This window comes from Pseudomonas ovata, from assembly GCF_003131185.1.
Taxonomy (GTDB): domain Bacteria; phylum Pseudomonadota; class Gammaproteobacteria; order Pseudomonadales; family Pseudomonadaceae; genus Aquipseudomonas; species Aquipseudomonas ovata.
In genome coordinates this window covers 236,077-262,178 of the sequence record NZ_QFFU01000006.1, presented here as the reverse complement: position 1 = coordinate 262,178, position 26,102 = coordinate 236,077, and the positions used below count along the sequence as shown (strand labels likewise).

The following is a 26,102-nucleotide window of genomic DNA, read 5'->3' as shown; positions in this document are numbered from 1 at the left end:
CCAGCAGGGGCGCGAAGTTTAGCCGGTTTGCCTCGATTAGTAAAAAAGCCTCAAAAATCAGGGTTGACCGGCTGTCAGACCATCCCTATAATTCGCGGCCATTGAGCCCTGATGGCGGAATTGGTAGACGCGGCGGATTCAAAATCCGTTTTCGAAAGGAGTGGGAGTTCGAGTCTCCCTCGGGGCACCAACACAACGAAGAAAGTCCTTGATTATAAAGGACTTTTTTTTCGTCTGGCGTAAATCTGGCGTAATGCACGGAGTCGCTTTATGAAACATGGACAGTCCCTAGATTTAAGCCGATGCCCACACTGCAATATCGCCAAGCCAAACATGATCCGTGCGGGAGGCACCACGACTCGTAATGATCGCAACGAAAACCCTCGCGATTGGGTGAAGTATGAATGCGCGACTTGCGGAGGCGTGGTAATGGCTGTTGCCCCATCCTCTCAAAGCCATAACGTACAACATGAAATCACCCAATTTTGGCCTCAAGCTCAGCAGGTTCACGAAACAGTTCCCGAAAGAGCCAAAGCATTTTTGGAGCAGGCAATAGCGAGCATCCATGCACCAGCAGGCGCGGTGATGCTAACTGCGTCAGCTGTAGACGCAATGCTGAAAGAGAAAGGCCTCATCAAAGGCAATCTTAATGGTCGGATCAATGATGCTGCAGCGCAGCATTTGATTACGCCAGAGATGGCAGCCTGGGCCCACGAGATCCGACTGGATGCGAATGACCAACGCCACGCAGATGAGACAGCCGACTTACCTGACGAAGAGGCGGCGACCAAGGTCATCGAATTTGCCACCGCATTAGCTCAATTTCTCTTTGTACTCCCAGCTCGCGTTGCCCGAGGTAGAGCAAAAAAATAGCTTCAGCTTCCCAAGCTGATAACGAGGGTTCGATTCCCTTCACCCGCTCCATATTTTTCAAGGGTTGCAGCCTAGCAGCCTTATCGTTGGTGTCTGTTAAGGTGTCTGTTTCGCACTTTAACCTGTAGTCAACAGACATCCAGTGGCAAGATCTTGCCAAGCCTCCCCTCTAAAATCTCATGTCAAGCACGGCAGCGCATATTTTCACCTGCTTGCACGCTTGCTTCGAAACAAGACGCCTTGCTTCGCTACACCTTGGTTTCTCCCTGACCTACGGCGTTCTGCCGACACAATCCAAACCCCAGCGACACCAGCATCAATCCGTGCGTGCGCAAGCTCAATCCCCAGCCAGGCCATTGTCCAATTCCGCCCATAGCGTTCTTAGGGAACGGCACAACATGCCAACCTCATTTGTGCGGAGTAGCAGGCGGATGCGCAAGGTGTCTCAGAAGGGCTAAACGCGCGTCTTGAGCACCTTAGGAACCCCTTCTAGGAACAGTGATTGGTACAAAAAGTGGTACGAGCTTTCAACCATCCGAAGCCATCCATTAGCCGACTCCAATACAAAGCAGCCATTGTTTTATGACTGCTATCGGCCGATTCTGTTGAAAAAGTAGCTCCCTTGTCCGACCTGCGGCAAAATCTTTGCATTGGCCAGCAGGGAAGCACGCAGCATGATGGGACAGTTATCGAGTGGGCAGGAACGACTGTTTTACTCGTTCAATCTTGAAGATCACATTCCCGGCAATCACCTTCTGCGCAGCATTGATCAGTGCCTCGATCTGAGCGACCTCCGCCATTACCTTGCCGACTTCTACAGCCCGATTGGGCGTCCATCGATTGATCCCGAACTGATGATCCGCATGCTGATCGTGGGCTATTGCTACGGCATTCGCTCAGAGCGGCGGTTGTGCGAAGAGACTCATTTGAACCTCGCGTATCGCTGGTTCTGCCGGTTGAGCCTTGAAGATGAAGTCCCTAACCACTCGACCTTTTCCAAAAATCGACACGGCCGTTTTCGGGACAGTGATCTGTTTCGCTGGCTGTTCAATGAAGTGCTGCGTCGCTGCATGGACGCCGGCCTGGTCAAGGGCGAAGGCTTTGCCGTGGACGCCAGCATCATCAAAGCGGATGCCAGCCGGCAGCGCGGCGTACCGGGAGATGGACCGGTTAATTGGAGCGATCCATCCCTGAGCACTCGCGCTGTGCGTGAGTATCTTGAGGCACTCGATGAAGAGGCTCTGGCCGAAACGCTACCGAAGCGCCTGTCGCTGACGGATCCTCAGGCCCGTTGGACCGCTGCTCCAGGCGGCCCAGCTTTCTACGCTTACTCCACAAATTATCTGATCGATACCGAGCACGGCGTGATCATGGATGTGGAACCCACACCGGCTCATCGAACCGCAGAAGTCGAGAGCACCAAGACGATGATCGAACGGGTCGAAGCGCAATTCGACATCAAGCCGGAACGCCTTATTGGCGATACCGCTTACGGTACCGCGCCGATGCTGGCCTGGATGGTGGAGGAAAAAGACATCGAGCCGCATGTGCCGGTGTGGGACAAAACCGAGCGCAAGAGCGACAGCTTTTCGAGTAACGATTTCCACTGGAATGAAGAGGCTGAGGAATACCGGTGCCCGGCCGGCAACCCATTGCGCAGCGAATGGCGAGCCTTCAAGAATGAGCGTTCACACGTCACCAAAGCCAACACCATCATCTTCCGATCCCGGCAGACCGACTGCGCTACGTGCCCGATGAAAGCCAAGTGCTGCCCGAACACTGCGTTCCGCAAGATCGCTCGCAGCGTCCATGAAGCCGCTCGCGATGTGGCTCGGCGCATTGCAGCAACGCCGGAGTACGTGCGCTCTCGCCACGAACGTAAAAAGGTCGAAATGTTGTTCGCCCACCTCAAGCGCATCCTGAAATTGGATCGCCTGCGGCTACGTGGCATGAGTGGCGCGACGGATGAATTCACGCTGGCCGCTGCGGTGCAGAACCTGCGACGGCTGGCCAAATTTTCATCTCAAGGGCCACCAGTCACGGGATAGGTGCGCCTGCACCAAGCAAAAAACCTCAAACTAACCCAATAACAGAGCAGCAAAGGTCACCGAAGGGCCGAAAAACCACTCAATGTGGTGAGTAGGTTCTCCGGTGGTGCCCGTGCCTGAGTTCAGGTGATCTGAAAATCCGACTTTTTCAACAGAATCGGCCAATAGCCGCCATTCGTGATCCGAATCAATCCACCAAAGCGTCTCGGAATGCCGTCACCAATCACTGCGACATCTCCTGGCTACGCGCTGGCACCGCCTTGTCGAAAGGCTCGTTTAGCCCTTTGAGCTTCGCATCTAGTGCATGACCGTTTCCTCCCTAAAAACAAAACCGGCGGCGCGATCGCTGGCGCACCACAGATCGTCGGCACTCACGACCCAACGGATGCGGGCTAAGAGTTTGAACGTCTGCACCTTCACCGCTGGTGGCAGGTCCAGTGCAACCGATGTCTCATGCGCACGCCCATTTCCTTACATTGAAGATGGCTGCCGCGATTCCAATTGGCAGGGAGATGGTAGGCCAGCACCGACCGACATGGTTTCCAACCTCGCAAGAAAAGGCCCCAAAATCAAGGCCTAGTGCGGGGGGAGACTGAACGTAAATGGCGATTGCTCTCACCGATCCGCAAGGGCCCTAATTGGCGACTTTCGCCCATTAGCAAATGGCAGAGACCGGCCCACTCGGATCGCTGATAACGGATGGCATCGTCAAAAAATTCTGAATGAATCGCATTTTCTTTGAAATCCACGAATATCTTAAATCGATTTCGATCCTCCCTGGACCATAGACACAATGCTTCCCGCTTCGTAACCTATAGCGCGGGCATGTGAAAGTGGTCGTGGTTTGAGTGTATAGCCGATGAATGACCTTTTATAAGCTTTCAACCAAATTAGAAAAATATTTGCAAATCGCTATAGCTTAACCTATTTATTAATCATGGCAGGGTAGATAATATGGAAATTGAAAGTCAAAGCACATTTGAACGCTGCCTGCGCGAAGGCATAAACATTTTTACAGGGGCGGGATTTTCTCTATTGTCGAAGGATAAAAGTGGACGCACCTTGCCCATTGGTGACGAGTTAAGAATGGAACTATTAGCTCAATTCCCCACTGCACCTAAAGCGCTTCAATTGCCTCAGCTATGCACATTTTTACTTAGATCAAAAAAAGAAGAACTGGAAAAATACATTAGATCTCGATTTGATATCGGAGAGTATAGTGATAAATATAAAAACCTAGAGCATGTAAATTTAAAGTATGTGTTCACCACAAATGTGGACAGCTTGCTTGAGTCTCTATTTGATGGAAGTCCAAATAAATATCTGAATGATGCGAGACTAAATGGTGTCAGTCTTAACGACAAGGCGGCGGTAGACTATATTCATCTACACGGAAGCGTATTGACTGATGAGTCGCCTTTAATATTTGGTGACTTGGATATCGCAAGCGCTTTTGCCAACGATCCAAATCGCTGGAACTTCTTCCGTAATCTCATGAACAGACACCCCACTTTATTTTGGGGTTACGCATTAAGGGATGCGGGAACTCTCCAGGTTTTCGCTGACTCTCTTGAAGACAGCAACAAAAAAAATTCGTGGATAATTGTGCACCCCGAGTACACCACGGATGATGAGATCCAGTACTACAAGTCTTTAGATCTCAAAATAATTACCGCAGATACGGAAAGCTTTCTCGATTATCTCAGCAAATTTAAAGATACGGGCAATACTTCTAAAACCGAATACGAAAACCCATTTCCAGAATACGCTATCCCAAGCAACGCTCAAGTAAAACATCGAGCAATCCAAGACTTCTACCAAGGCGCCACGCCGAACTGGAGTGATATTTACTCTCCGCGTGTTATAAAGCTCCGACATTATTCCGTTATCGAAGAGCACACGAATCGGGGAAGAAATGTTTTAATTACTGGAGGCCCCGCTACGGGTAAAACTACCCTCCTTATGCAATTCGCAGCTTTTCATAGCTTTAACGGCATTAAAATATTACTCTCCAATATTTCACTTCCAAAAGCTAAAAATATTTCTGCTAAAATCTCCGACACCCCGACCCTTTTGCTTGTAGACAACTTACAAAGTTCGATCGAAGCGCTAAACTTCCTTTCCACCAGAAAGAACATAAAACTAGTTATCGCAGAAAGAGACTATGCTTATCTCTCAGCATCAAGTTCAAATTTCCTACGAAAAAATATTGAAATAATAGACATAACCTCCCTCGACGAAAAAGATGCTCAGGCTGTAATCTCAAAAATTCCAGAAGATATAAAATCCCGAAGAAAATACGTACTCCGCGATGGCGACTCTTTATTTGAACTCATTGAGCGAAACTGTCGCACCCCTTCGATCAAGGAAAGATTCAATAATGTAATTGACGAGTTAAGAAAAAAAGATGACAACCTTGTTCAGTTGTTTTTGCTGGCGTGCTACCTGCACACATGCCGCAGCGTAACTTCAATGGATGTTCTCTATAGCTTTTTTGATAAAGGCCATAACGACCATAGACAACTATATGAGCTTTTAGGAATTCTCAGCAGTAGCATATCTGAATACGCCGGAGAGTTTGCCGAAAATGATCAGGATTACTTTATGATCCGATCAAATTTATTGGCCGACCATATTTCCACAATTGCTCCCGCGAAAGACCTGGCAAGAATGTTAAAAGCATTCCACAACAATGTCCCTCGCTTTTGCGTACCTAATTTTGACTCGTTCAAACGACGCGCCTACGATGCTCGTCTTTATGAAAAAGCTTTCCCAAACATCAAAGATGGTGAAGAGATTTATGATGCAATTTATCGCAAGCACGACTCCCCGTTCAACTTGCAACAGAAATCATTATATTTGAGTAGACGCGGAGAGCATCAACGAGCCTTCAGTGTTATAGACGAAGCAATTTCAAAAGGAGGCAGTCGGAATTGGTCGATCAAAAACTCTTATGCAATCATAAAATTTAAAGCAAACATAGGGCGCGAAGATAGTGCCGACGTCAGAAAAGCACTCAACGAAAGCATGGAAGCGTTGGAACAGTGCCATTCCGCTGACGTGAGAAAAGTATTTCATGCAATGTCTTACACAGACCATTCGTTACAATATTGGAAGAGGTACAGAGATGATATTTCCATCTCCTATCTTGAAAAATCCAAGTCATGGCTGAGTGAAGAAGCTGATGCGGAGAATCGAATTGGAAATGTATCAAGGCTTCTGAAACAGGTAAATATTGCGCTATCCACCGCCAGGTAGGTTGACAGCCAACAACTTGGGCGGTGATTTTTAGCTTAAATTGCCGCCCATGCTCTCTTCGGAATTAACCGTTATACGATAGATGAGATTTTCTATTGACGGCACAATCGATAATTCTAGTCAGTGAGCGCACTGAACACCCAAGTCAACCGTCTCGGCCCGTGGTGAAAGCCACATATCTGCGGATTACTGCGAGGGGCATAGTATTCGATAGCCCATGGTGCCTAGCCGAGCCTATGCTTTCGGCCGTGAGCTGCCCTCCACGAAGACAGCTATGGGTCGACAGCAGCCTTTCATAAACGGCAGTTTTTGGCCGGGGGTCTGCCCAATCCACTCCCCCGGCCCTCCCTGCCTTTAATCAGAAACATCAGCCAGCGCTTAGGCTTAGCGCGCCTCAAGCTGGATACTCAAAAAAGCCCACCCAACGCCGCTGGCTCCCAGTTCATGATCACCAGTTCACCACTCACACCTGCCTGGCTGGCTGGTTCGCTGGTTGCTGGTCGTGTAACGGACGTCCAAGGTCTCGAAGTGAAACCCCTCGAACACCTGCCGGATGTCAGGATGGTCATTAATGCTGACCATGACCTTACCTATGCACCGCCGCATGAAGTCGGCCATAGCGTGGTACTGGTCAAACCCAAAGTCCACACCATACCCAGCGGTCTGCCAATACGGCGGATCCATATAAAGGAAGGAATGCGCTCGGTCGTAGCGTTCGGCGCATTCCAGCCAAGGCAGGCTTTCGACGTAGGTGCCGGCGAGCCGCTGCCAGGCCGCAGACAGGTTCTCTTCGATCCGTAACAGGTTGATGGCCGGCCCCGTTGTGGCGGTACCGAACGTCTGCCCACTGACCTTGCCACCGAACGCATGCTGCTGCAGGTAGAAGAATCGGGCGGCACGCTGGATGTCGGTCAAGGTCTCGGGCCGAGTCATCTTCTGCCATTCGAAGATCTGCCGGGATGAAAGCGCCCATTTGAACTGGCGGATAAACTCTTCAAGGTGATTTTGGACAACGCGATAGAGCGTCACCAAGTCACCGTTGATGTCATTCAAGACCTCAACGGGGGCCTTGGCTGGACTTGCAGGAAGGGACTGCGGGTTCGGTGACCGACACCGGATGTTGACGCATCCAGTGTCGGCCGCTCCTTTACTACGAATTTCTTTCAGCATTGCGGTGGCCAACAAGCCATGGCCTGTCGACCGCGAAGAAAAGTCAGGTCATCAGTCGAGCGCGCCATAGGCCTGCTCGCACGTCAGCCCCCTGCTCCGCCCTTGATCAGCATATTCCGCCAGATCTCCCGCTCTTTCGTCAGCGCGCTTGAGCACGTCGGCAAGCACCAGGACGGCGCGGCTTGCTGCCGAGCTTGCAGCGACAGTGCAGGAATGGCTGCCGGTTTGACTGGCGAGACGGCGGGCAAGGTCGTCGGCGGTGTCGCGCAGGCTGCCAGCAGTAGCGCGAGCGGCAGCAGCATCAGCCAGCGCCTGATCAATGAGTTGTTGTCCATCCTGAATCGCCTTGTTGATTGAGTGTTGTCGGGCCTGTTCTTTCTCACGCTCGCCCACCTGGGCCAGTGCCCACGCTTGCTGATCGCCAGCATCGCGTGCATTCCAGCGGGATTGCCACTCGGCGTTCTTGACGGTGCGCCCCTGGTCATACGCCAGGTACAGGCCGCCGCCGATCAGCCCGAGGACCAGCAGCACGCCGGCCAGCATGAGCCAGAGCCGGCCGGTGCCGGCAGGCATCAGCGCGATCACTTCAACACCTTGAGGGCGGTGTCATACAGCGCCTTGCGTGCCGTGGCTCCGTGCGGCACACGCCCCACTTTGCCGGTGTTGATCAGGCTGCCGATGTCCTGAAAGCGACCGGCGTCGGCCAGCTCATTGAGGCCGTGTTGATTCCACCACCAGGCGGAACACAGCGCCGCTTGCTCCGGTTGCTCCAGCAATTGCGGCTCCTGCTCCAGCGGCAGTTTCAGGTCGGCACCGGTCGTGCGGTAGTTCGACCGGCCAGTGATCTGCAACAGGCCACGGCCACGGAACCGCCAGCCATCACCGGGCTGGATGTTGCCCATTCGCGAGCCGTAGACCACGGCCGCGATTCGTTCCGGTTGTCGGGCGTACTGCGCCGCTGTGTTCTTGTCAAAGCGGGTGGGCCACGTTGCCACGAGGCCCGCCGCGCTGTAATTGAGGTTTTCGATCAGCCGGCGCAACTGCCCGGACTCGTGCCCGGCCTGGGCGATGAACGCCGCGATGCGCAGGCGGTTATCGATCTTGAAGCGGGGCATGGCCCGGTTGAGTGCCGGCACAAAGATGCCGACGACGGGCCGGCAGCTCGGCAGGATCTGCAGCAGTTGCTGTTCGGTAATGGGCATAGGCTTTCTCCAGACGCAAAAAACCCGCAATCGCGGGTTGTGGATAGATTCGTTAAATCTGATTGAGGGTTACAGCTGCACCACCTTGAGGGGTTTTTCTTCCTTCTTTTTGCTGCCTTTCGCTTTGGCCTTGCCGTCCTTGCCGCCGTTGCATTCAACCGTGGTCGACCAGCCGCCTTGGGTAAACACCTGCTCCACGCTGTCGACCAGGTACTGGCCGTCCAGTCCGATCTTGAACCCACGAGCGTCGATCACGCGCTCGGCAAACAGGTCGGTGCGACCGGGCATTTCCAGACGCACCGTGGCGGTGCTGCGATTGAACGCGGCCAGACGAGCCTTGGCCGCCGCCGTGGCAGCGGTTTCGTTCGGGTAGATATGCCGGTCGGTGTGTACCGGCGGTAGGCCGTCCGGGGCCTCGGTATTGCTCAGTTCGACCACCTTCAGGTCGCCGGTTTTCTTGTCCTTGTGCTGGGTCTTCACCGCCTTTTGCGTGGATCGATCACCGAGTTTGAAGTCGTAGCGAGTGACATCCGTTTTGGCCAGCACCACCACACCCAACACTTTGCCGGTAGTGCTCAGTTCAGACTGTCGAGGCATGACCAGCAGCTTGCCGTCGGCCACCTTTGCAGTGCAGTCGTGAAGCTTGGCAAGGCGCGTGATGAAGTTGAAGTCCGACTCACCGCGCTGATCGATACGCTCGACCTTGGTCTGAACCGGGCACACTGGCTCCCAGCCATTGCGCTTTGCAATTTCAGTGACGATCTGCGCCAGGGGCACACCTTCCCAACTGCCGGATCGCGTGGTCTTGCCGCTGCCACGCATGTCGGCGGCCTTGCCGCTGATCGTCATCGTATCGGGCGGGCCGGATACCTTGACCTGATCGACCGTGTACGAGCCCATGCGCGTGAGCGGATGGCCTTCATAGCCCATCAGCACTTCGACCTTGCTGCCGCGCTGGGGCAGCGCCACGGCCTGATCCCGGTCATCGATGCGCAATTCGAACTCGTCCGACTCCATGCCGGGCTTGTCCGATATGCGCAGCATCAACAGCCGGTCGTTGATCAGCACAGTGATGTCATTGCCGTCGGCAATGATCCGATACGTCGGTTTCATAGGGCTCCAGAAATGAGAAAGCCCCGCACAGGACGGGGCTCGTTACGCGTAACGCGGGTCAGCCGAACAGTTGCAGCAGCTCCACCGCCGGCGCCGACAGATCCGGCAGGTGAATCACAAGGCCGGCGCGATACGGCTGCGCCTGCCGGGCCAGATCCGGGTTGGCCTCCAGCACCGCTTCCACGGTGCCGTTGAGGTGCCCGTAATGCTGCTGACAGATGACATCGAGCAGATCCCCGTCAGATGTTCTGCAGGTCGTTGCCATAGCTTACAAACTCCAGAGAAAAGCCTTGTTTGCGGGGAATCCCGCCGGCCAGCAGGTTGCTCTGTTCTTCATCGACACTGAGCAAACACCAGTCGCCCAGCACTTCGCCGTAACCTGTCACCAGGTTGAGCGGCTGCAGGTTGCGCCCGATGCTGCGCAGGGTGTTAAGCTGACCAATGCCGCCTTTGTAGCCGGGAAAGATCACGCCTTTGATGCTGATCTTTTCTTCGCCTAGTCCGACCGCCTGTTGCGCAACACTGCGCCGCAAACGCTCCTGACCCGCCCACTTGAACGACGTCTGCCGACGCAGTTCGTCGAACGCTGCCGTGTCCAGGTTGAAGTAGTACGGCTGCACATTGGGGTGATGCGACTGGATGATCAGCAGGTGCGGGAAAGGCGTCACCGCCTGCGGTTGCGGGGTGGCCTCGGCGGCAAAGCTGGTGGTCGGAACCACCGTGGCCAGCGTGGGGCTGACCTGCCCCGTTACCCGCCCCACTTCCGAGGTCACCCGCGCAGCCTGCTCCTTAAACGCACCCAGGCGCTCTTGAACCTGTCCGGCTGCCGAAACGGCCGAGCTGTAGGTGGACGCCACCTGACCCACTTTCGACTGAGCCAGGCCAATGGCCCGCGTTACGCGCCCCAGCTTGCCGCCGATCAGCGGCCCCACGAACGGTATGTTCTCCAGTTCCGAGGCGGCACCGGTGATGTCACTCACCGCCCCGGTGAGCGGGGCAAGCATGCCATCCATGCTCTTCCGCCCCGCCTCGCCTGCTGCGACCAGCCATTTCAGCGATGATTGCAATTGCTCCATGTACGCCATGAGCGCTCCTTAGACGTGCGGTTGATCGTATAGCTGGGTCGAGGCCTGACGGCTTGCGACTTCGCGCTGGAACGCCTCCCAGTGCCGCTGCAGGTGCGGCAACAGATCTCGGGCCAACTGCGCCGGATCTTTCACATCGCCATCCACCCGAACGGGCATGTTTGGCGAGAATGTGAATGACTGATCGACCTTCGCGCCTGCAGCAACCGGCGGCGCTGCAGCCTTGGCCATTTCTTGCGCCGGCGGCGGAGGTGGCGCGGCCTTGGCCAGCTCGCGCACCACGTCACCCGGCGTAATGGGCGGAGTACGATCGGCAGGTTTCGCCGGCACTTCGACCGGCGCCGGGGCGCGTACTGCATCGCCCAGTGCCGGCGGTTTGACCTCGGGCTTGGGTGGCGTCGTTACGCGCAACGCATCACCCGGTGCCGGCACAGGTGGCGGCATGGCCTTGGCCAGCTCGCGCACCGCTTCACTCGACATCATGAGCGGCACCGGCGGACGTACCGCATCCCCCAGAGCCGGCGGCTTGACCTCGGGCACTGGGGGTACCGTTACGCGTAACGCATCGCCCAGCACCAGGGGAGGCGCCTGGACAACAGGCTTTATCGGTGCCGCCGGCTCGACCGCCACCGGAGGCCTTACCGCATCGCCCAACGCCGGTGCAGGTGGCGGCACTGGCTCCGGCTGTTCGGGGGCAGAGCCGAACAAGTCGCCCAGCCACTTGCCCACCGACGACTCGTCTTCCTTGGCTTCGCCGCCGTCCTTGTCCTTGACTTCATCCTCCGGCGCGTCGTCACCAAACAGCGTCTTGCCCAGCCAGCTACCGCCGAACTCGCCGCCCATGCTGCCGAGCATGGCACCCACCGCACCCCCGACCGCTGTACCGATCACCGGCACGACGGAACCGATGGCCGCGCCGGCAGCAGCGCCGGCCAGCGTACCCGCCAGGCTGCCGGCGGCCGCGCCGTAGCCTTCGGCTTTCTCGTCATTGGTTTCGGCGGTCATTGCGACGTTTACCGCCGACATGCCGGCATCCACCAGCGAACCGCCCGGCAAGCGTTTGGCCAGGTCACCGACCTTGCCCACCGCGCCCATCATCCGACCAATGCGGCCAATCTCCGGTGCCGGGGGTGGTGCCGGCGGAATCGGCGGCACAGGTGGTACATGTGGCACCGGCGGACGCGCACCAGGTCGTGACCCGGAACGCGCCCCCTGGCCACCCTCGCCGCCGTCATTGCCGCCACGTCGACCACGACCACCACGACCCCGGCGACCGCGACCGCGCCGGCCGCCGGCATCAGCCTGAGCGCCGCCACCGGCAGCACCCGGCCCGCCAATTTCTGAGGCGTTCACGACGAACACCTTCTGCAGCTCGACGGCGCCGCCTTCGCCATCACCGCCGTCGTCGCCACCCTCATCGTCGTTGCTGGCATTCTGGAAAATATCCAGCAGCTTGAGGCCGGTGCCCACCAGGCCGCCGGGCGCCTCGTCTTCACCGTCGCCGCCTTCGACCTCTGCATCACCCTCAGCGGCTCCAGGGCCGCCCATGCGCAGCGTTTTGATGCCTGTTTCTACCAGCCCCAGCACTTTGCCGCGCATGCCTTCCTCGGGCGCCTCAGCACCTTCGGCGGCCTCGCCTTCACCGGCACCCTTTTTGCGAATGGTCTTGACGCCGGTATCGAGCAGATCCAGCAACTTGCCACGCACGTCGGGCGGGTCTTGCTTGTCAGCCTTGCCCTTGCCGTCCTTGTCCTCGTCACCTTGGGCCGCGGTGCCCGGGGTGTCCTTTCCTGATGCGCTGTCGCCATCGTCCTTGTCGGCGCCGGCATCGTCGTCAGCATCAGCGGCGGCGGCTTTCTTGCCGAACGCACCGAGCCCCAAAGCCAGCAGACCCAGCACTTTGGCACGCTTGCCGCCTTTCTTGTCGTCGTCGCCATCCTTGCCACCCGTCTTTCCAGCCGCCTTGCCGGCACCCTTGCCATCGCCCTTGTCGTCGTCGGCATTCGTGACGAATACCTTCTGGACCTTGTTCGGGTCGCCGGCACCGAGCCCACCAACTTTGCCCCGGGCGATGTTGAGCAGACCCTTGCCAACAGTGAAGGCGCTGAACGCGGTCTTGAGCCCGACGAATGCGGCACCGATGGCCACGGCACCGGCGATGACCGATTGCGAGCCATCAGACAGGCGCGTGAACTCCTGCGCCACTTTCGTGATGCCCTGAGCCACTTGGTCGGTAATCGGGCGGATGGCATCGCCAATGCTGCGCATCGAGTCGTTGAGCGCCTGCCCGGTCTCGGCCCAGCGCTGATTCGACGTCTCGCGCCGTTCGGACAGGTTCTTGTCAAGAATGCCTTTCGAGTTGCCCGACGATGATTTGAGGTCGTTGTACAGAGCCTTGTTCTGCGTGTACGCCTGCAGCGCGGCCTTGACCTGCATGTCAGCAAAGATGTCGCCCGTTTTGAGCGAGTCATTCAGTGCAGTGAGCATGGCCTTGGCTTTGGCCGGATCCGTCTCCTTGTTGATCTTGGCCGTGGCGTCGGCCATTTCCTTGGCTTTTTTCGGGTCGGTCGCCGCAACGTATTTCTGTGCCAGGGCAAAGCTGGCCTCCAGCGTTGACTGACCCTTTTGCAAGCCGGTCTGCATCGACTTTTCATAGTCGATACCGGCCTTCTTGTACGCATCGACGGTGTCCGAGGCACCGATTTTGCCCATCCAGTTTTTCAGATTGTTCGCGGCTTCGTCGCTGCTGCCGGCAGACTTCATCTGCACCTGCAGGATCGCCCCGAGCTGGGTCACCGCATCCATGCCGGTAATGCCCATGCCGCCCATGTTGGCCAGCAATTCAGGGAACCACTTCGCCATGTCGGCCGCTTCAAAACTGCCAGCCTGGCCTTGGTAAGCAATCGCTTCCAGGGCTTGCTGCATGACTTTGGGGTCGCTGATCTTGGCGTTCTGCCCCAAGGCGTTGATCATCTTCGCCGTGTCAGTGCCGGTAGACCCTTGGCCGATGGCGAATTTCGCCGCCACCGGCGCGTACTCCAGCGCCTTTTTCACATCCATGCCGGCGCCGACCAACTGGTTGACCAGGTCGGCCACGTCGTTGCGCGCCATGCCGGTGTCACGCGAAGTCTGCACGACGGTCTGTGCCATCTGCGCTTCTTCGGGCTTGCCGGCCATCCCGGCCTTGATCGCAATGTCCCGAATCACTGCCTGATAGTCACCGCTGATCTTGGTCGGCACCGCGACCATTCCAGCCCCGGCCACCGCCTGGCCGATGTTCGACCTCATCGACTCCTTGCCGGCCTGCACCTGCTGGTGGCCTTTAAGCTGCAGATCGGCCGACTTCGCTTCCTTCCCGAGCCGGCGGTACTCCTGACCCAGCTTGCCGACCTGAATACCTTGCTTGCGCAGGGAGTCCAGGTTTGTGTCGAGTTTGCGCAACAGACCATCGGCCGATGCCACACCGCTGTCGTGTGCGCGCTTCCACTCATCACGCAGCTTCATCGTCTCGCCAATGATGTTTTTCAACACCTTGGCCTTGCTGCCTTTGGCCTCCAGCTTCTGGATACGGCCCTCGACCGCGTTGAACGCGGATCCGAGCGACGATGCCACAGCACCGCCGATTACAAGCGCCAGTGCCATTTTTGCCATGTGCTATTCCCCCGTGCGTGGCTCAGTCCGTGAGCCACCAGACCATGTCCGACCAGGGCATGTCCGTTATGTCAGTGGCCGAAAATCTCAGCTCCCGGGCCAGTCTTTTGGACAGACTTTTCTGGATCGAGGGATCAAAGCCCGTCGTCTTGCACCATACGAAAATAACCCGCCTGCAGGCGGGTGTAGTCCTTAAGGCGCAAGCCGTCCAGGTCATTGCAGCCAACCTCGGCCAGCGAGGCGAACAGGCTGATTTCGCGCTGTTCAGCATCGCCGCCGGCGGTTGCTTGCGCAGTACGAACGTCACGCACGGTCGGCGCACGAAACACGATGCGCTCATGAGGAATGCCGTTCAGATCTGTCTTTTTACTCAGCGTGACGGTAACCCCATCAAGCGTTACGTCCAGATAGTCAGGCTTGGGCTGTTCCTCCTGCACCAGGAAGAAATAGCCCGCCTGCACACGGGAATAGTCCTTGATGTGCAGGCTTTCCAACTCCTTGCTGTTGACGCCGGCCAGCGCCGCAAACAGATTCATTTCCGCCTGTTCTTCATCATCAGCGCCCTTGTTGGCCTGGCGAGAATCGATCACCAGCGGTTCGCGCAGCATGATGCGGCCCTGCGTGACGCCACCCAACTCGACCGGCTTGCTCAGCGTGACAAACACGCCGGCAGGGGTCGGCTCCAGGTATTTCGGCAATGGTTTGCTCATGACAGATGTCCTTGTTATTGCGAGCGAGGGGGGAAGAAAGAGGGGGCTTTACAGACCCAGGGCCTGCCGCTGGGCGGCGAGCTGGTCGACGCCGTTGATCACACGCTTCATGCCGAGCGGATCGATCTCGTACATGACGGCGCCGTCGATTTCCAACTTGTAATAGGTCAAGGCCACGGCATGCTTGACCTCGGCCTTGTCGCCGGCCTTCCAGTCGCCCATGTCGACCTCTTTGAGCAGACCACGCAGGGTGACAATGACGGGCTTGACCACGCCCTTGAGACCCTTGAAGGCGCCACGGAACACCCAGTTACCGGCGGTCCCGTCAGCCAGGCCAAAGAACTTCAGCGACTCCTTGCGCACGCCGGTAGTCGTGAAATTGGCCTCTTGCTTCTCCATGCCCATGTCCAGCTCGATAGCGGCATCCATACCACCGGCGCGGTGTTCCTCGGTCTTGATGGTCAGCTTGGGCAGGGTCAGGCTGGGGACGTCTCCTTGAAAGCTCACGCCATCCGCGAACAGGTTCATATTTGCCAGGGTTTCGGGAATCAGTGCCATTGCGTGCGCTCCTTAAGCGGCGATGTCGAGGACTTCGTTCAGCCACTGGTTCGTGACTTCGAAGCGGAAGATCGGGTTTTCTGCAGGCGGCACGTCCGTGAAACGGATATTCCAGTACACCTTGCCCTGCTCCAGCGAGCTGGCCGTGTTCAAGACAGGGTCCGCGTAAACCTCGAAATTGATGATCGCGCCCTGATTCTTGAGGTCGCGCATGAACGCTTCCAGGCCATCGGTCACATCCTTGATGTAGGTCGCGGTAATGCCTTGGTCGACGGCCCATTGATGCCCGGCCTGCACGGCATCCATGATGATGTCCAGGGTGCGCACGCGAGTGACGAACGACCATTTCGCATCACTCGACAGCGTGCGGTTGCCCCACAGGCGGTAGCCGCCGGCCCGGATAATCGTGGCCACCAAGGCGTTGTTCAGCAGGTTGGCCCGGCAGGTTTCATCGCCGGCCAGGTAATCAACCGAACGAGTGGTGCCGGTGATACCGACGAACTCCTTGTTCGACGGCGAGGCCCAGAAACCGTACTCGGCATCCGTCCAGGCCCAGAGCCCCGCCGTCCAGGCCGAGGCGGGCCCGTCAAGGGTGTCGTTCGCGGCGGTGTCCCAATACTGCACCCCCGGGTCGACCATCAGCAGGCGCTTGGAACCGAACTTGGCCGCATAGGCAATAGCCGCTTCATCAGTGGTGCCAGGGCCGTCGATGATGCCGATACCGCGCAGCTTGGCAGCCAGGGAATCCATCGTCGTAGCGACCGCCTGAGTGGCGCTGTGCTTGGGCGCGATCAACAGACGGGGCTGCGCGTTAAAGCGGCTTTTGCCATCGAGCAGGGCTTGCAAGCCGGTACGCTTGCCGTTGGCCAGTACGCCGCCGATGATGGCCGAGGTCTGCTGCGCCGGGTCGGCCACCTTGGCCACGCCACACGCGACGATCACGGCCTTGGCGCGGGTGTAGATCGCCTTGCAGGCCTTGGCCATAGCTGATTCAGCGCCGAATGCTGCAATGGCTTCGCGCTCGTTCGTGATCAGCACAAGCTCATTTGCCGTTGCTGTCGGCGTGCTGGTCGCGCCCGGACCCGGGGTGAACGTGTCCACCAGGCCAATGATAGAAGACGACGGCAACGCGATGGTACGAGCCCCGGTGTCGACGAGCGCCGTGGTAATGCCGTGATAGAAACTCATGGATGAACTCCAGAAAGCACAAGGGCCGCCCCATGGCGACCCTGTAGAAACGACAACGCCCCGGAATCGGGGCGCTTATGTGTTGCCGACAGGCTTACAGGTCTTGAGCGGCGTTGCCGACGCCTGCGATACGGGCCGTGATTTGGGCGGCGGCGGTATCGGTAATGAATTCGACACCGTCGTGATTGATCGCCAGAGCAATGTCGCGCTTGGCTTTGAGGCGAATGGCACGAACACCATTGATCGCATCACGGAAGGCCGTGGCAGCGGTCAGAATGCTGTCTGCCGCTTCTTGGGCTGTTACCCCGGACGCGACCACCAACGCCTCAACAGAGCCCGGGGCATCGCCCTCATAGCCCGCCGCTGCGAACGCCTGCGCTTCGGACGCCGCAATATCGTATTCAACGGCGCGGGAACACTCGCCCAGCACCAAAATACGCGCTGCATCGGCGGCCTTGTCGACCTGCTGCTGACCGACCGCCACAGCTACTTCCAGGGGCAGGCCCTGAAAGTCGAAGCCCACATAGGAGCGGCCCTGAAACGTGATACTGATGTCTTTGATTTGCATAAACCGGCCTTGATAGTGAGGGTTAGAAAGTGGTCAGGTTGGTCAGCACGTTGCTTTGCGCATTCGATTGCGCACCGGCGGCAAGCCCGAAGACATAACGCCCGGCGAAGCCCGAAGGGAACGTGGTGTTGTAGACCTCCAGCAGCAACGCCGAGGTCGGTGAATAGGCCAGCAACGCCGTGGCACCGGACGCATCAACGATTTCGCAATCCAGCAGCTTGACCTGCACCAGCGGCGATTGCCCGCTGACACTCCCCCGGAAAAAGGTGTTGGGCCCGCCCAAAGGTGGGTTGGTCAAGCCGGTGACAGTCGGGAAGTTGAGACTCACATCCTTGAAGGTCACGGCAGAGCCGGCCAGCATCAACAGCGCCGCCATCCAGTTGGTGTTACTGGTGCTGTTGAAATAGTTACGCACCATCAGCTTTCGTTTCGTACCCGGCACAGAGGACGTGATAAACAGCGAAATACCGTCCAGCGAGGTGTCAGTGTCGAAGATGTAATCCGACAGCAATACAGCCTGACACGACCCACCATAGGGGGTGCTGGCCACAGCCTTGTCGATGGTTTTGAACGGGGTGGCCAACTTGCCATTGTTGGCGTCAGAGCCTGCGACATTGTCGACGTAATAGACTTTCTTGTTGTTCGGGATCGCCAACAGCGCTTCGGTCACGGCGGCGTCGATACTGGCCTTTCGAGAGTTGAAGTAAGCGATCAAGCTGTTAGCGGCCGATGTCAGTTCGGCGATGCCAGATTCCAGACTCATGTGATAAACCTCAGAGTGTTTTTACGAAAAGGGTTTGCAGGGCGATAAGCCCTGCAGCATTTACAGCGATGGCGGCCAACAGGCCGTCGCGGTCGGCGTCCTGCCGCAACTCGCCCGCCTTCATCCGGTCGGTGAGACTTGCAATTTGCTGGCCTTCGACTTGATGCAACCGGGCATGCTCGCCCAGCGTGTCCTGCTGCCGTACACCGCGCAGTAACTCGTGAAACAGTGCGGTCGCCAGCGCCGCGCCCTGCTCGGCCAGATCGGCCTTGTCCGTGTCTTGTCGCCCTTCGGCCAGGCGCATGCGCTCTGTCAAAGACTCAAGCTGGCCATTGGCAGCGAAGTGCTGCCGGGCATGGCTGTTCAGCAGTTCCTGCTGTCGCAATCCGCGCAGTTGCTCGGCCAGCATGGCGGTGGCCTGCGCCGCCAGCGGCCCGGCAAGGCTCAAGCTCAAGCCGGCCCCACTGCTGACAATGGTCACGCTGTCCGCCGGCAACGCGGACAACGACAGGTCGTAAGCCAGCAGGATGCTTGCGTTCGCCGCCTTGTACGTCAGGGCCTCGGTCGGGTGCGACCAGACAGCGAGCAGCGTGCCGTCGGTCAACTTGAAACCAATTTCCCGAACCCAGAACGCGTGCGGCCCATCGGCCAGCGCAGTGATATGCAGCATCGTGCTGCTCAGCCGCTCACCGTCAGCGATGGGGTATTCAGCCACTTGCGTGACCAGGCTTTTCTGATCGGCACTGGGCGTATAGCTCGACGTGCCCAGCACGATGCTGCCGATCCGGGCCGAGACGCCGGTGTTGTCGGCGGTAAAGATCGCCGCCAAGCCGGTTTTGGTGATCACAGGTTGTAACGGGGTACTCATAGAACGGCCTCCATCGTGCCACGCACGACTGTCAGGGACCGGGTTGCACAGGCCACTTGCAGCCCGGCCTCGGCGTTGATCGGTTCGCTCTGCAGCTCGACAACCTGTCGAACCACGCCCAGCGATTGAGTGGTGTTGGCGACCTGCAGGCCTTGGGCGAACGTGTCGGCCGGTGGCAACTGCGCTTCAACCGTCTGCCGCATCAGCGCCCGTGACTGGGTGGCATTGGCCAACTGCAGGCCGCCGTCAAAACGCGCGCCCAGTGCGAACGAGTAATGACTGCGCTCGTTCTTCGTCGCATCGATCAGGGCGCGCAGGCGCTCGCCCAGTTGCGGCGAAATGATCGAGCCTTCACCGTCGCGGTTCTCGTTGGCCCAGGCCGTGATATGGAACGTATACGGTGCCGCGTTCGGGATCTGGTGCCACTCCTTGACGTCGGCATTGACCCGCACCGCATTCAATACCCGCCGGATCGCGCCAAGCGTGCCCTTGGTCTTGTGGACCGGGATCGCTTCGCGGATCAGCGCCCGGCGCTGGGCGTCGTCGTTCGCCGCTTCCCAGCCCTCCACGCGCATGGCCCAGCCGAGCCACGGCAGAAAGTTCGGCGGGCAGCGCGCCGAATCGGCAATCCCCCGAATGACCTCGGGGTCAATGCTTTGGTCGCAGGCGACTTCCAGGGCCCGTTCCAGCGGTGTCGAGTTGTCCGGCAGCAGGCTCATGGCGCCACCTGCGCGTTCAACTGAATGGCTGTGCAGTTGGGATACTGCCGCTTGTTACACGTCACCCCGTCCAGCGGCTGCAGCAGCTCGACTTTGCTGATACCCGACACATGCAGCGCGGCATAGATCGCTGACAGCGACAGCTCCCCTTCCAGACGCCGGGCCTCGGCAATGGTCTTGTCGAGGTTGGCCCGGGCTTGCGCCCTGACCACGCTCGGGCTGGGCCCTGCCTCCACCTGCAGGTTGGCCACCACCTTAAAATCAAGCGCCTGGCCGAGCAGGGAACGCGGCCGATCCGTGAGCGGGCGCACCGTTTCCGCTGACAGCGCGGTTTGCACGGCGCCGACCAACTGGGCGCCGGGCATGACGCTGTCAACCCGAGGCAGCACGGCCAGCGATACGTCACCAGGCAGCGGGTTGGCCAGCCCGGCGTCGTAATCGCAGACCAGGACAATGGCCCCTGCAGGCAACTGCGCTCTGAGTGCCGCGTTGACTTCCACCCCGACAAAGGTGGGCGAATCGACCGACACGCCGGCTATCTCGGCCGACGCGCCCAGGGCGTGGTATTCGTAGGCGCCGCGACTGCCGGCAACCGACAGCGCTTCCAGTGACAGCCGCGTCCGATAACGCAACGCCTCGTCACCTTCCATCACGGCGGCGACCGGCGGCACGGCGTTAGGCTTGGCCGCGACCAGCACCAGGCGCTTTACGCCGTAGTCGGCCGCCCGATTGTCAAGATCCGCGCCTTTGGCATAAGCCAGCAAACTGGCCTTGGCCGCCGCGTTGACCCGGGCCCGGCCCAGCATTTGCTGATAGGCCGCGACTTCCAGCAACTTGACCACGGGGTCAGACTCCAGCAGCGCCGTCCACTGATCGCCCATCTGCCCGCGAAAATTGCTCAGCGCCTCCTGATACAGCGTTTCGAACTCCAGGGTTTCGATGACATCGGGCGGGGGTAACAGGGAAAGATCGATCATGCACTTACCTCCAGGACTGCACTGCTGCCCAGGTACTGGCCGGTCAACTGCAGAGTGATCTGGCCATCAAGGACGGCTGTCACCCGCACCCGTTCCAGTTTCAAGCGCGGCTCCCAACGGCCCAAAGCGCGGGCGACTTCGGCCTGTACCGCGCTTTTCCAGCCCTCATTGACCGGCAGGTCGACGTAATCACGCAGCCGGCTACCGTAAAGCGGCCGCATCCGCCGCGACCCGAGGCGGGTTGTCAGGATGTCTTCAACCGACTGGCGCAAATGCTCCACACCGTGCCGCGCCTGGCCATTGCGGCGGTCCAGGCCAATCACGGCTATTCAGCCAGCAACTTGAGTTCAGGGTGGCCGGCGAGGTAGGCCAGCGCCTCGGCGTCATCGGCCGGCACCTCGACGCGGCCGCGCAGCACTTTCAGTTCACGGTTGTTCTGCAGGAACAGCGAGCGCGAGGTGTAGAGCGTGTCGGTGTAGATCACGGTCGCCGGGGCGGCCGGGCTGACTTCGCCGGCGGCGGATTGCTCACCATCGTCGACAGTGGTTTTTTTCACAGTGGCCATAGGGCCCTCCAGAAACGAGAAAGCCCGCACGGGGCGGGCTTGGATGGATGTTCAAATCAGTGCTTGTGATTCGGCGTGTTGCCCTTGGTGTCGATGATCGAGCCCATGCCGAGAATGTCGCCCGTTACGCGTAACGCGCCCTCGATCTGCACCGCCCCCTTGAGGGTGATATTGCCGGCCTCAATCGTTGCGGTGCCCGACTTGGCCGTTATCGCATCGTCGGTCAACACCGCCTCGGTGCTGCCCACCTTGATGTTCACGGTGCCCGTGGGCAGATCGATGGTGTAGCTCTTGGCCTGCCAGTCATAGACCAAAGAACCGCCATCCTCGAACCGCCAGACTTCGACGTGATCGCGGTTGTCAGCCTGTGCACCGGCAGCGCCGTACAAGCCCGGGTTGAACGTACCCTGAGCGGGGTCACCGCTCGGGCTGTTCAACATGCCTTGCTCGCCCACGCTGGGTGCCCGCCAGTGCCGCGACTTGCCAGCGGCCTGTGCATGCCAGCGTACCCAGGCGCTGGTCCAGCTCCCGCCATCGGACACGCGCACCCGGGCGTTCGCCAGATCCACAGCGACAACCCGGCACTCAATCGCCATGCCGGCAATCATCCGGTCGTGCTCCGCTGCTGCGAAGCTCATGGCAGGTCACCTAACTGATCGGCCGGCACATAGTCAGGTTCATGGCCTGGCCCGACATCAGGGTGAATACCCCAGACCAGCGAACCTGGTGGCTGAACTGGCCAAGGCCATTCCTCCTCACCCAGGTAAACCCCCTGCGTCCACTCGACGACCCACACCACATAGCTGTCCAGCTCCGGTCGAGACCAGTCCTGGCCAGCGCGCTCAAACTGGGCGGCTCCTACTTCGAGACCCCAGTGCTGTATGCGCAACAGGATCGCCAACTGGGCCGCGCTCCAGGCCGCCAGCTTCTGGCAGTCTTCTGTTTCAGCACCGATGATGACCCGCGCCTCCAGCCGCAACACCAGCGAAGTCTCGCCGGTACCAAGGTCAGTACCTGGCTCAAACTCAGCAACCTCGATCACGACTGCCGGCAAGTCAATGTGCTTGAGCATGTCGGGCATGGTGCCAACATAGGCCAGACCCGGCAGGTGGTTGTTGATATGTAGCTCTATAGCTGCGTACAGCTCGTCGAGCTGAAAGGGTTGGTCAGCCACGGCCACCTCGCAAATACTTCTGCAGTTCGTAGTTCATTTCTTGGGCCAGCACTTCCTGCAAGCGCGCCTCGGCCTTGCGGGTCCAGGCGTCGAAGTGAGGACGAACCTCTTCCAGCGAAACCTTGGCCTTGGCCAGAGGGAAGCGGCTGCCGTTCTCGCCTACCCAGCCCGAGCTGGGTCCATCACCGCCGGACACTTCGCTGTCCGGGTAATCGCTCGCCCGGAAGTGCTTGCTGGCCGTGCGGATCCAGATGTCAGGCTTACCGCCATACACCTTCTTGAAGAAGGCGCCTTCATACCGGCGCTTGCCAACACTCACACCCGAGCGCGACTGCCGGGGCCGGCCAGTGCGGCTGGCTTCGATGGGCTTGATCCCCATCCACAACTTGCCCTGCCCTTGGCCGCTGCCGGTGAGCGGGAACACCCGCATACGACGCCGCACCGCCGCAATGGCGATGCGTTCCTGCTGGCCGACCGCGCGGCTGATGTGTGTCTGCAACCAGCGCAGGGTCTTGTTGATCGCACGGCGCTGGGCCGCTGCTGCGGCCTTGGGCACCTGAGCGGCGAAGGTCGTGAAGGCTGCCAGATCCGCCTTGCTGGTTTGCAGGGTGATCAGGCCACCGTCAGCCGAGGTCTTGTAAAAGCTGCCTACGCTCATCGCACTTCCCTCAGTACCAGGTTGATCCAACCGGTGCCATCTGGCTCACACCGGGTGATGACATACCGCCCGCCACCGTCTTCCGGCGCAAGCTGGCAAATCAGGTTCTGTCCCTCTGCGATACCCACGACATCCGTGATGCGCACCGAATAGGTGGGCTCGCGCAGACCCGTGCGCAACTGGCCGAGCTTGGGCTGCAACCACGTTACGGTCAGAAACCCTGGCACTGGCCTGCCCTCGATCAGCGCGTCATCGCCCAAGGCATCGAGCAACTGCTGATCCATCGCTGCCACTTGGTCACGAAAGGCCATGTGGGCTCCTTCAGGTCAAAGGACCTTGGCGAAAACGAAGGCATCAGGTTCCAGCAGGCCGGCCAACACAGCGCTCTGCAGCTTCAGCCAGCGAGCACTAGGCTCTTGGGTGACCCAGCTCTTGGGGAAGCGTGCCGCTTCGACCAAGCCGCTTTCGATGGCTTCCAGATCCTGGATCGCGGCATAAAGCATGGCGTTGCGGGTGTTGGTCGCGCCGAGGATCAGGCCACCGGCCGGGACAACCGGCTGTTCATTGCCCTCCTCGTCCAGTTGCCACTCGTCATAGCCGTACAGATCGACACCCGGATCGTTGAGGTAACCCAGATAGGTCACACCGTCGGGCAGTTCCTCGGGCTTGATCATGCCCATGTCCACACGGCGGTTGTTCAGCTTCTTGAGCACCGAGTCGTTATTCAAGAAGGCATCCAGCGCATCACCTCCCAGCACGCCGACGTTGGCCGTCCGGCCAGAGTCCTTGGCAACCATGCGCCGCCATTTGCGGATGTGCGCGATAGGGTCGGAACCGTTCGCGTTCCAGCGCTCGGCGGCAGGGAGCTGGATCTTGTGACTGTCTTCCATCAGGAAGTCGATGGTGTCATCGACGCCTTCACCGATCACACGCACCTGGCCAGTAGTCAGCGCCTTACCGCACATCCATTCTTCACGACGGGTAATTTCTTCATCGAGGTCACGCAGGTCTTTGCCCAGTTGCTCGCCTGCGCGTTCCAGCGGGGTACGCGAGGAAAAGGGTGCATCGCCCGCAGCGCGCTTGAGCAGCAGCTCGGCGTTGGTCTGACGCTTGGGCTGGATGTAGGGCGGCTCATAAGCGTTGGTGCTGTAGCCAGAACGCTGCGAGATGCTGCCCGGCAGGGACGGGTGGACGAACGGCGCCATCTTGCGCTGGCCTTTGACGATGTCGATGGTCACCGTCTTGGTGCCAAAGGTTTCCGGCAGTCGGCCATTGAAAAAAGTGTCCATGAGAAAGCGACGTGGCGTCGGCATTTGCTCGACGGCTTCCAGCATGGTGAGGGTTTCAAAGATGTCCATCGGACGCTCCGTTTAACGAATGAAAATGCTAAGTGGTCGCAAAGCGGCCTTGGCCTCGGCCAGGGTGATCCCTTCGCCCAGGATGAGTCGGTTGCCCAGTACCTGCCCGGTCAGGCGGATAGGCGCCGAGGTCGCGCCGTCAGTGGTGTCGACGTCACGGTCGAGAATCGCTTTAGGATCCTGCGAGCCGTTTTCAGCCGCTGCGGTGCACAGCACGAACTCTTTCGAGTCGGTGATCTGCCCCAGGACGGCACCGCGCACCAGCACTTGGCCGGTGGCAATGACAGCGGTGTCGATGACCACGGGAAAATCACCGGCCGACAGTTCAGCCGGCTGGTAGGTCTTGCGTACGGGGTTGCTCATGGAGCCTCCTGTTAGCGGCGCGCGGCGCCGGCCACGATGGCGTTGACGGCCGTTTTACGCTCAGCCTGGGTTTCGGTACCGGTAGGAGTCGCTCCGGTCACGCCCTGTGCATCGCTCTTGATAGCGCTCAGGGAAATGCCACGATCCTGGGCGGCCTTGAACAGTTGCAGGGCTGTAGCCTCAACCGAAGAGCCGTCATCAATGGCGGCGCTGATTTCTTTCTCGAAACCCTTGCTGGCCAGGGCGTTGATGCCCTTGACCCGTTCGCGCTCTGCCGTGGCCGCTTCGCTGCGGATCGTCGCGAGGTCGGGCTGCTGGGCCTGGGCGATCTCGATAGCGTTCGGATCGGTGCCGGCAGCCAGTGCCGCACGCAGCTCTGCCGTGGTGGTTACGGTGCTCATGGTGGTTTTCCTTGGGAGTGTGATGGCCGGCTTGGCCAGTTCAGTAAGAAGGGATTCAAGCGAGCCCAGTCGGTGGGCCAGTCCCGCCTCAACGGCAGCAGCACCGACGCGCAGACCGCCGAAGTCGCCCATCTCAGGGACTTGCTCGGCCGTCACGCCCAGGTTGCGTGCCACCTTGGCGACGAACACGTCGGCCATGGCGTCGATGGTTTCCCCAACCTTGGCGCGGCCTTCCTCTGTCGCCATGTCGGGTCGCTTGTTGGGTGCGTTGCGGCTGACGATCTGATAGCGCTTGCGACCGCTGGCCGCCTCGTTCTCGACGACGGTCTCGACCACCACGCCGATGCTGCCCGCCAGGGCTGTCTCGTCGATGACGATCTCGGTGGCCGCCGAGGCGATCCAGTAAGCGGCGCTGGCTCCAATGCCGCCGATGTAGGCCACGATTTTCTTGCGATCCCGACCGGCATGGATCAGGTCGGCCAGCTCGTTGATACCCGAGGCCACACCGCCTGGGCTGTCAATGTTGAGGACAATGGCCCTGACCTTCGGGTCGTCCAGCGCCCGCTGGATATCGGTGGCCAGCACCTGAGTGCTGGTTGCGCCGCTGATCTCGGTGAACAGATTGGCATAGCGAAACACCGGCCCAATGACAGGTACGACAGCCACGCCATTGCGCAGGGTGACCCGGCGGGTTTCCTCCAGACGTTCGCTCTTGCGGGTTTCCAGCGCCATGGGATCGCCCATGCGATCCGCGATAGATAGCAAGTTATCCAGGGCATCAGGCAGCATCAGCCAAGGCTGCGCCGCAGCCAGCTCCAAGGCTCTTGGCATG

The 26,102-nt window shown here is 59.2% G+C and carries 26 protein-coding genes, 1 tRNA gene and 2 pseudogenes; 4 read left to right on the top strand and 25 right to left on the bottom strand.

The genetic code is table 11. The features are described 5' to 3' along the window. Positions 1–105 precede the first annotated feature (105 nt). The 4 genes from DGA31_RS11435 to DGA31_RS11420 all read left to right on the top strand — a co-directional run bounded on the left by DGA31_RS11435 (position 106) and on the right by DGA31_RS11420 (position 6,179). Positions 106–190, top strand: a tRNA-Leu gene (locus tag DGA31_RS11435). A gap of 239 nt (positions 191–429) precedes the next feature. Further along, a complete protein-coding gene (locus DGA31_RS11430) occupies positions 430–873 on the top strand; it encodes a DUF4145 domain-containing protein (protein WP_241509571.1) in 444 nt (147 codons plus the stop codon). Between the two features lie 674 nt (positions 874–1,547). Continuing rightward, positions 1,548–2,921: a transposase gene (locus DGA31_RS11425; protein ID WP_109512599.1), complete on the top strand. Its 1,374-nt coding sequence runs from the start codon at positions 1,548–1,550 to the stop codon at positions 2,919–2,921. A 954-nt stretch (positions 2,922–3,875) separates the two neighbouring features. Next, on the top strand, positions 3,876–6,179 hold the full coding sequence (locus DGA31_RS11420) for an SIR2 family protein (protein ID WP_109512598.1): 2,304 nt from the start codon (positions 3,876–3,878) through the stop codon (positions 6,177–6,179). Between the two features lie 407 nt (positions 6,180–6,586). Here the strand turns inward: DGA31_RS11420 and DGA31_RS11415 are convergent. From DGA31_RS11415 to DGA31_RS11295, 25 genes and pseudogenes are all read right to left on the bottom strand, one after another. Beyond that, positions 6,587–7,256 (bottom strand): annotated as a pseudogene (locus DGA31_RS11415) (DNA adenine methylase); the annotation flags it as partial. 144 nt (positions 7,257–7,400) lie between these two features. After that, complete coding sequence (locus tag DGA31_RS11410) at positions 7,401–7,934, bottom strand: DUF2514 family protein (RefSeq protein ID WP_241509570.1); 534 nt, start codon at positions 7,932–7,934, stop codon at positions 7,401–7,403. Then, positions 7,931–8,551: a glycoside hydrolase family 19 protein gene (locus DGA31_RS11405; RefSeq protein ID WP_109512597.1), complete on the bottom strand. Its 621-nt coding sequence runs from the start codon at positions 8,549–8,551 to the stop codon at positions 7,931–7,933. Before DGA31_RS11405 ends, DGA31_RS11410 begins: the two co-directional genes overlap by 4 nt. Positions 8,552–8,620: 69 nt before the next feature. Then, positions 8,621–9,664, bottom strand: coding sequence for a phage late control D family protein (locus DGA31_RS11400; protein WP_109512596.1), 1,044 nt, complete (start codon positions 9,662–9,664; stop codon positions 8,621–8,623). Between the two features lie 58 nt (positions 9,665–9,722). Further along, complete coding sequence (locus DGA31_RS11395) at positions 9,723–9,929, bottom strand: tail protein X (protein ID WP_109512595.1); 207 nt, start codon at positions 9,927–9,929, stop codon at positions 9,723–9,725. Then, the gene (locus DGA31_RS11390) at positions 9,904–10,749 is read right to left on the bottom strand and encodes a phage tail protein (protein ID WP_109512594.1); all 846 of its coding nucleotides are present in this window, start codon (positions 10,747–10,749) and stop codon (positions 9,904–9,906) included. Before DGA31_RS11390 ends, DGA31_RS11395 begins: the two co-directional genes overlap by 26 nt. Positions 10,750–10,758: 9 nt before the next feature. Then, on the bottom strand, positions 10,759–14,400 hold the full coding sequence (locus DGA31_RS11385; RefSeq protein WP_109512593.1) for a phage tail tape measure protein: 3,642 nt from the start codon (positions 14,398–14,400) through the stop codon (positions 10,759–10,761). Positions 14,401–14,534: 134 nt separating this feature from the next. Beyond that, entirely contained in the window at positions 14,535–14,837 is a 303-nt protein-coding gene (locus tag DGA31_RS11375; protein ID WP_056835327.1) for a phage tail assembly protein, read from the bottom strand. A 12-nt stretch (positions 14,838–14,849) separates the two neighbouring features. Then, a pseudogene (locus DGA31_RS30475) lies at positions 14,850–15,110 on the bottom strand (phage tail assembly protein); the annotation flags it as partial. A 48-nt stretch (positions 15,111–15,158) separates the two neighbouring features. Continuing rightward, positions 15,159–15,668, bottom strand: coding sequence for a phage major tail tube protein (locus DGA31_RS11370; protein WP_109512590.1), 510 nt, complete (start codon positions 15,666–15,668; stop codon positions 15,159–15,161). Positions 15,669–15,680: 12 nt separating this feature from the next. Continuing rightward, positions 15,681–16,856, bottom strand: coding sequence for a phage tail sheath subtilisin-like domain-containing protein (locus tag DGA31_RS11365; RefSeq protein ID WP_109512589.1), 1,176 nt, complete (start codon positions 16,854–16,856; stop codon positions 15,681–15,683). Between the two features lie 94 nt (positions 16,857–16,950). After that, positions 16,951–17,424, bottom strand: coding sequence for a hypothetical protein (locus DGA31_RS11360; protein WP_109512588.1), 474 nt, complete (start codon positions 17,422–17,424; stop codon positions 16,951–16,953). Between the two features lie 22 nt (positions 17,425–17,446). Continuing rightward, complete coding sequence (locus DGA31_RS11355; RefSeq protein WP_109512587.1) at positions 17,447–18,187, bottom strand: hypothetical protein; 741 nt, start codon at positions 18,185–18,187, stop codon at positions 17,447–17,449. A gap of 10 nt (positions 18,188–18,197) precedes the next feature. Then, positions 18,198–19,055: a phage tail-collar fiber domain-containing protein gene (locus tag DGA31_RS11350; RefSeq protein WP_109512586.1), complete on the bottom strand. Its 858-nt coding sequence runs from the start codon at positions 19,053–19,055 to the stop codon at positions 18,198–18,200. After that, entirely contained in the window at positions 19,052–19,774 is a 723-nt protein-coding gene (locus DGA31_RS11345; protein WP_109512585.1) for a phage tail protein I, read from the bottom strand. The genes DGA31_RS11350 and DGA31_RS11345 overlap by 4 nt, the downstream gene beginning before the upstream one ends. Next, positions 19,771–20,751 (bottom strand): baseplate assembly protein, encoded by a 981-nt coding sequence (locus DGA31_RS11340; protein WP_109512584.1) that lies wholly within the window; start codon positions 20,749–20,751, stop codon positions 19,771–19,773. The genes DGA31_RS11345 and DGA31_RS11340 overlap by 4 nt, the downstream gene beginning before the upstream one ends. Further along, a complete protein-coding gene (locus DGA31_RS11335) occupies positions 20,748–21,074 on the bottom strand; it encodes a GPW/gp25 family protein (RefSeq protein ID WP_109512583.1) in 327 nt (108 codons plus the stop codon). Before DGA31_RS11335 ends, DGA31_RS11340 begins: the two co-directional genes overlap by 4 nt. A 2-nt stretch (positions 21,075–21,076) precedes the next feature. Next, positions 21,077–21,316: a hypothetical protein gene (locus DGA31_RS11330; protein WP_109512582.1), complete on the bottom strand. Its 240-nt coding sequence runs from the start codon at positions 21,314–21,316 to the stop codon at positions 21,077–21,079. Between the two features lie 56 nt (positions 21,317–21,372). Then, positions 21,373–21,954, bottom strand: a complete 582-nt coding sequence (locus tag DGA31_RS11325; RefSeq protein ID WP_109512581.1) for a phage baseplate assembly protein V — start codon at positions 21,952–21,954, stop codon at positions 21,373–21,375. Next, positions 21,951–22,490, bottom strand: a complete 540-nt coding sequence (locus DGA31_RS11320) for a hypothetical protein (protein ID WP_109512628.1) — start codon at positions 22,488–22,490, stop codon at positions 21,951–21,953. The genes DGA31_RS11325 and DGA31_RS11320 overlap by 4 nt, the downstream gene beginning before the upstream one ends. Continuing rightward, positions 22,483–23,148, bottom strand: a complete 666-nt coding sequence (locus tag DGA31_RS11315) for a hypothetical protein (protein ID WP_109512580.1) — start codon at positions 23,146–23,148, stop codon at positions 22,483–22,485. Before DGA31_RS11315 ends, DGA31_RS11320 begins: the two co-directional genes overlap by 8 nt. Next, positions 23,145–23,459, bottom strand: a complete 315-nt coding sequence (locus DGA31_RS11310; RefSeq protein WP_109512579.1) for a head-tail joining protein — start codon at positions 23,457–23,459, stop codon at positions 23,145–23,147. Before DGA31_RS11310 ends, DGA31_RS11315 begins: the two co-directional genes overlap by 4 nt. A gap of 15 nt (positions 23,460–23,474) precedes the next feature. Then, the gene (locus DGA31_RS11305; protein WP_109512578.1) at positions 23,475–24,506 is read right to left on the bottom strand and encodes a major capsid protein; all 1,032 of its coding nucleotides are present in this window, start codon (positions 24,504–24,506) and stop codon (positions 23,475–23,477) included. A 12-nt stretch (positions 24,507–24,518) separates the two neighbouring features. Next, the gene (locus tag DGA31_RS11300) at positions 24,519–24,869 is read right to left on the bottom strand and encodes a head decoration protein (RefSeq protein ID WP_109512577.1); all 351 of its coding nucleotides are present in this window, start codon (positions 24,867–24,869) and stop codon (positions 24,519–24,521) included. An 11-nt stretch (positions 24,870–24,880) separates the two neighbouring features. Next, a complete protein-coding gene (locus DGA31_RS11295) occupies positions 24,881–26,101 on the bottom strand; it encodes a S49 family peptidase (protein WP_109512576.1) in 1,221 nt (406 codons plus the stop codon). Position 26,102: the final 1 nt, after the last annotated feature.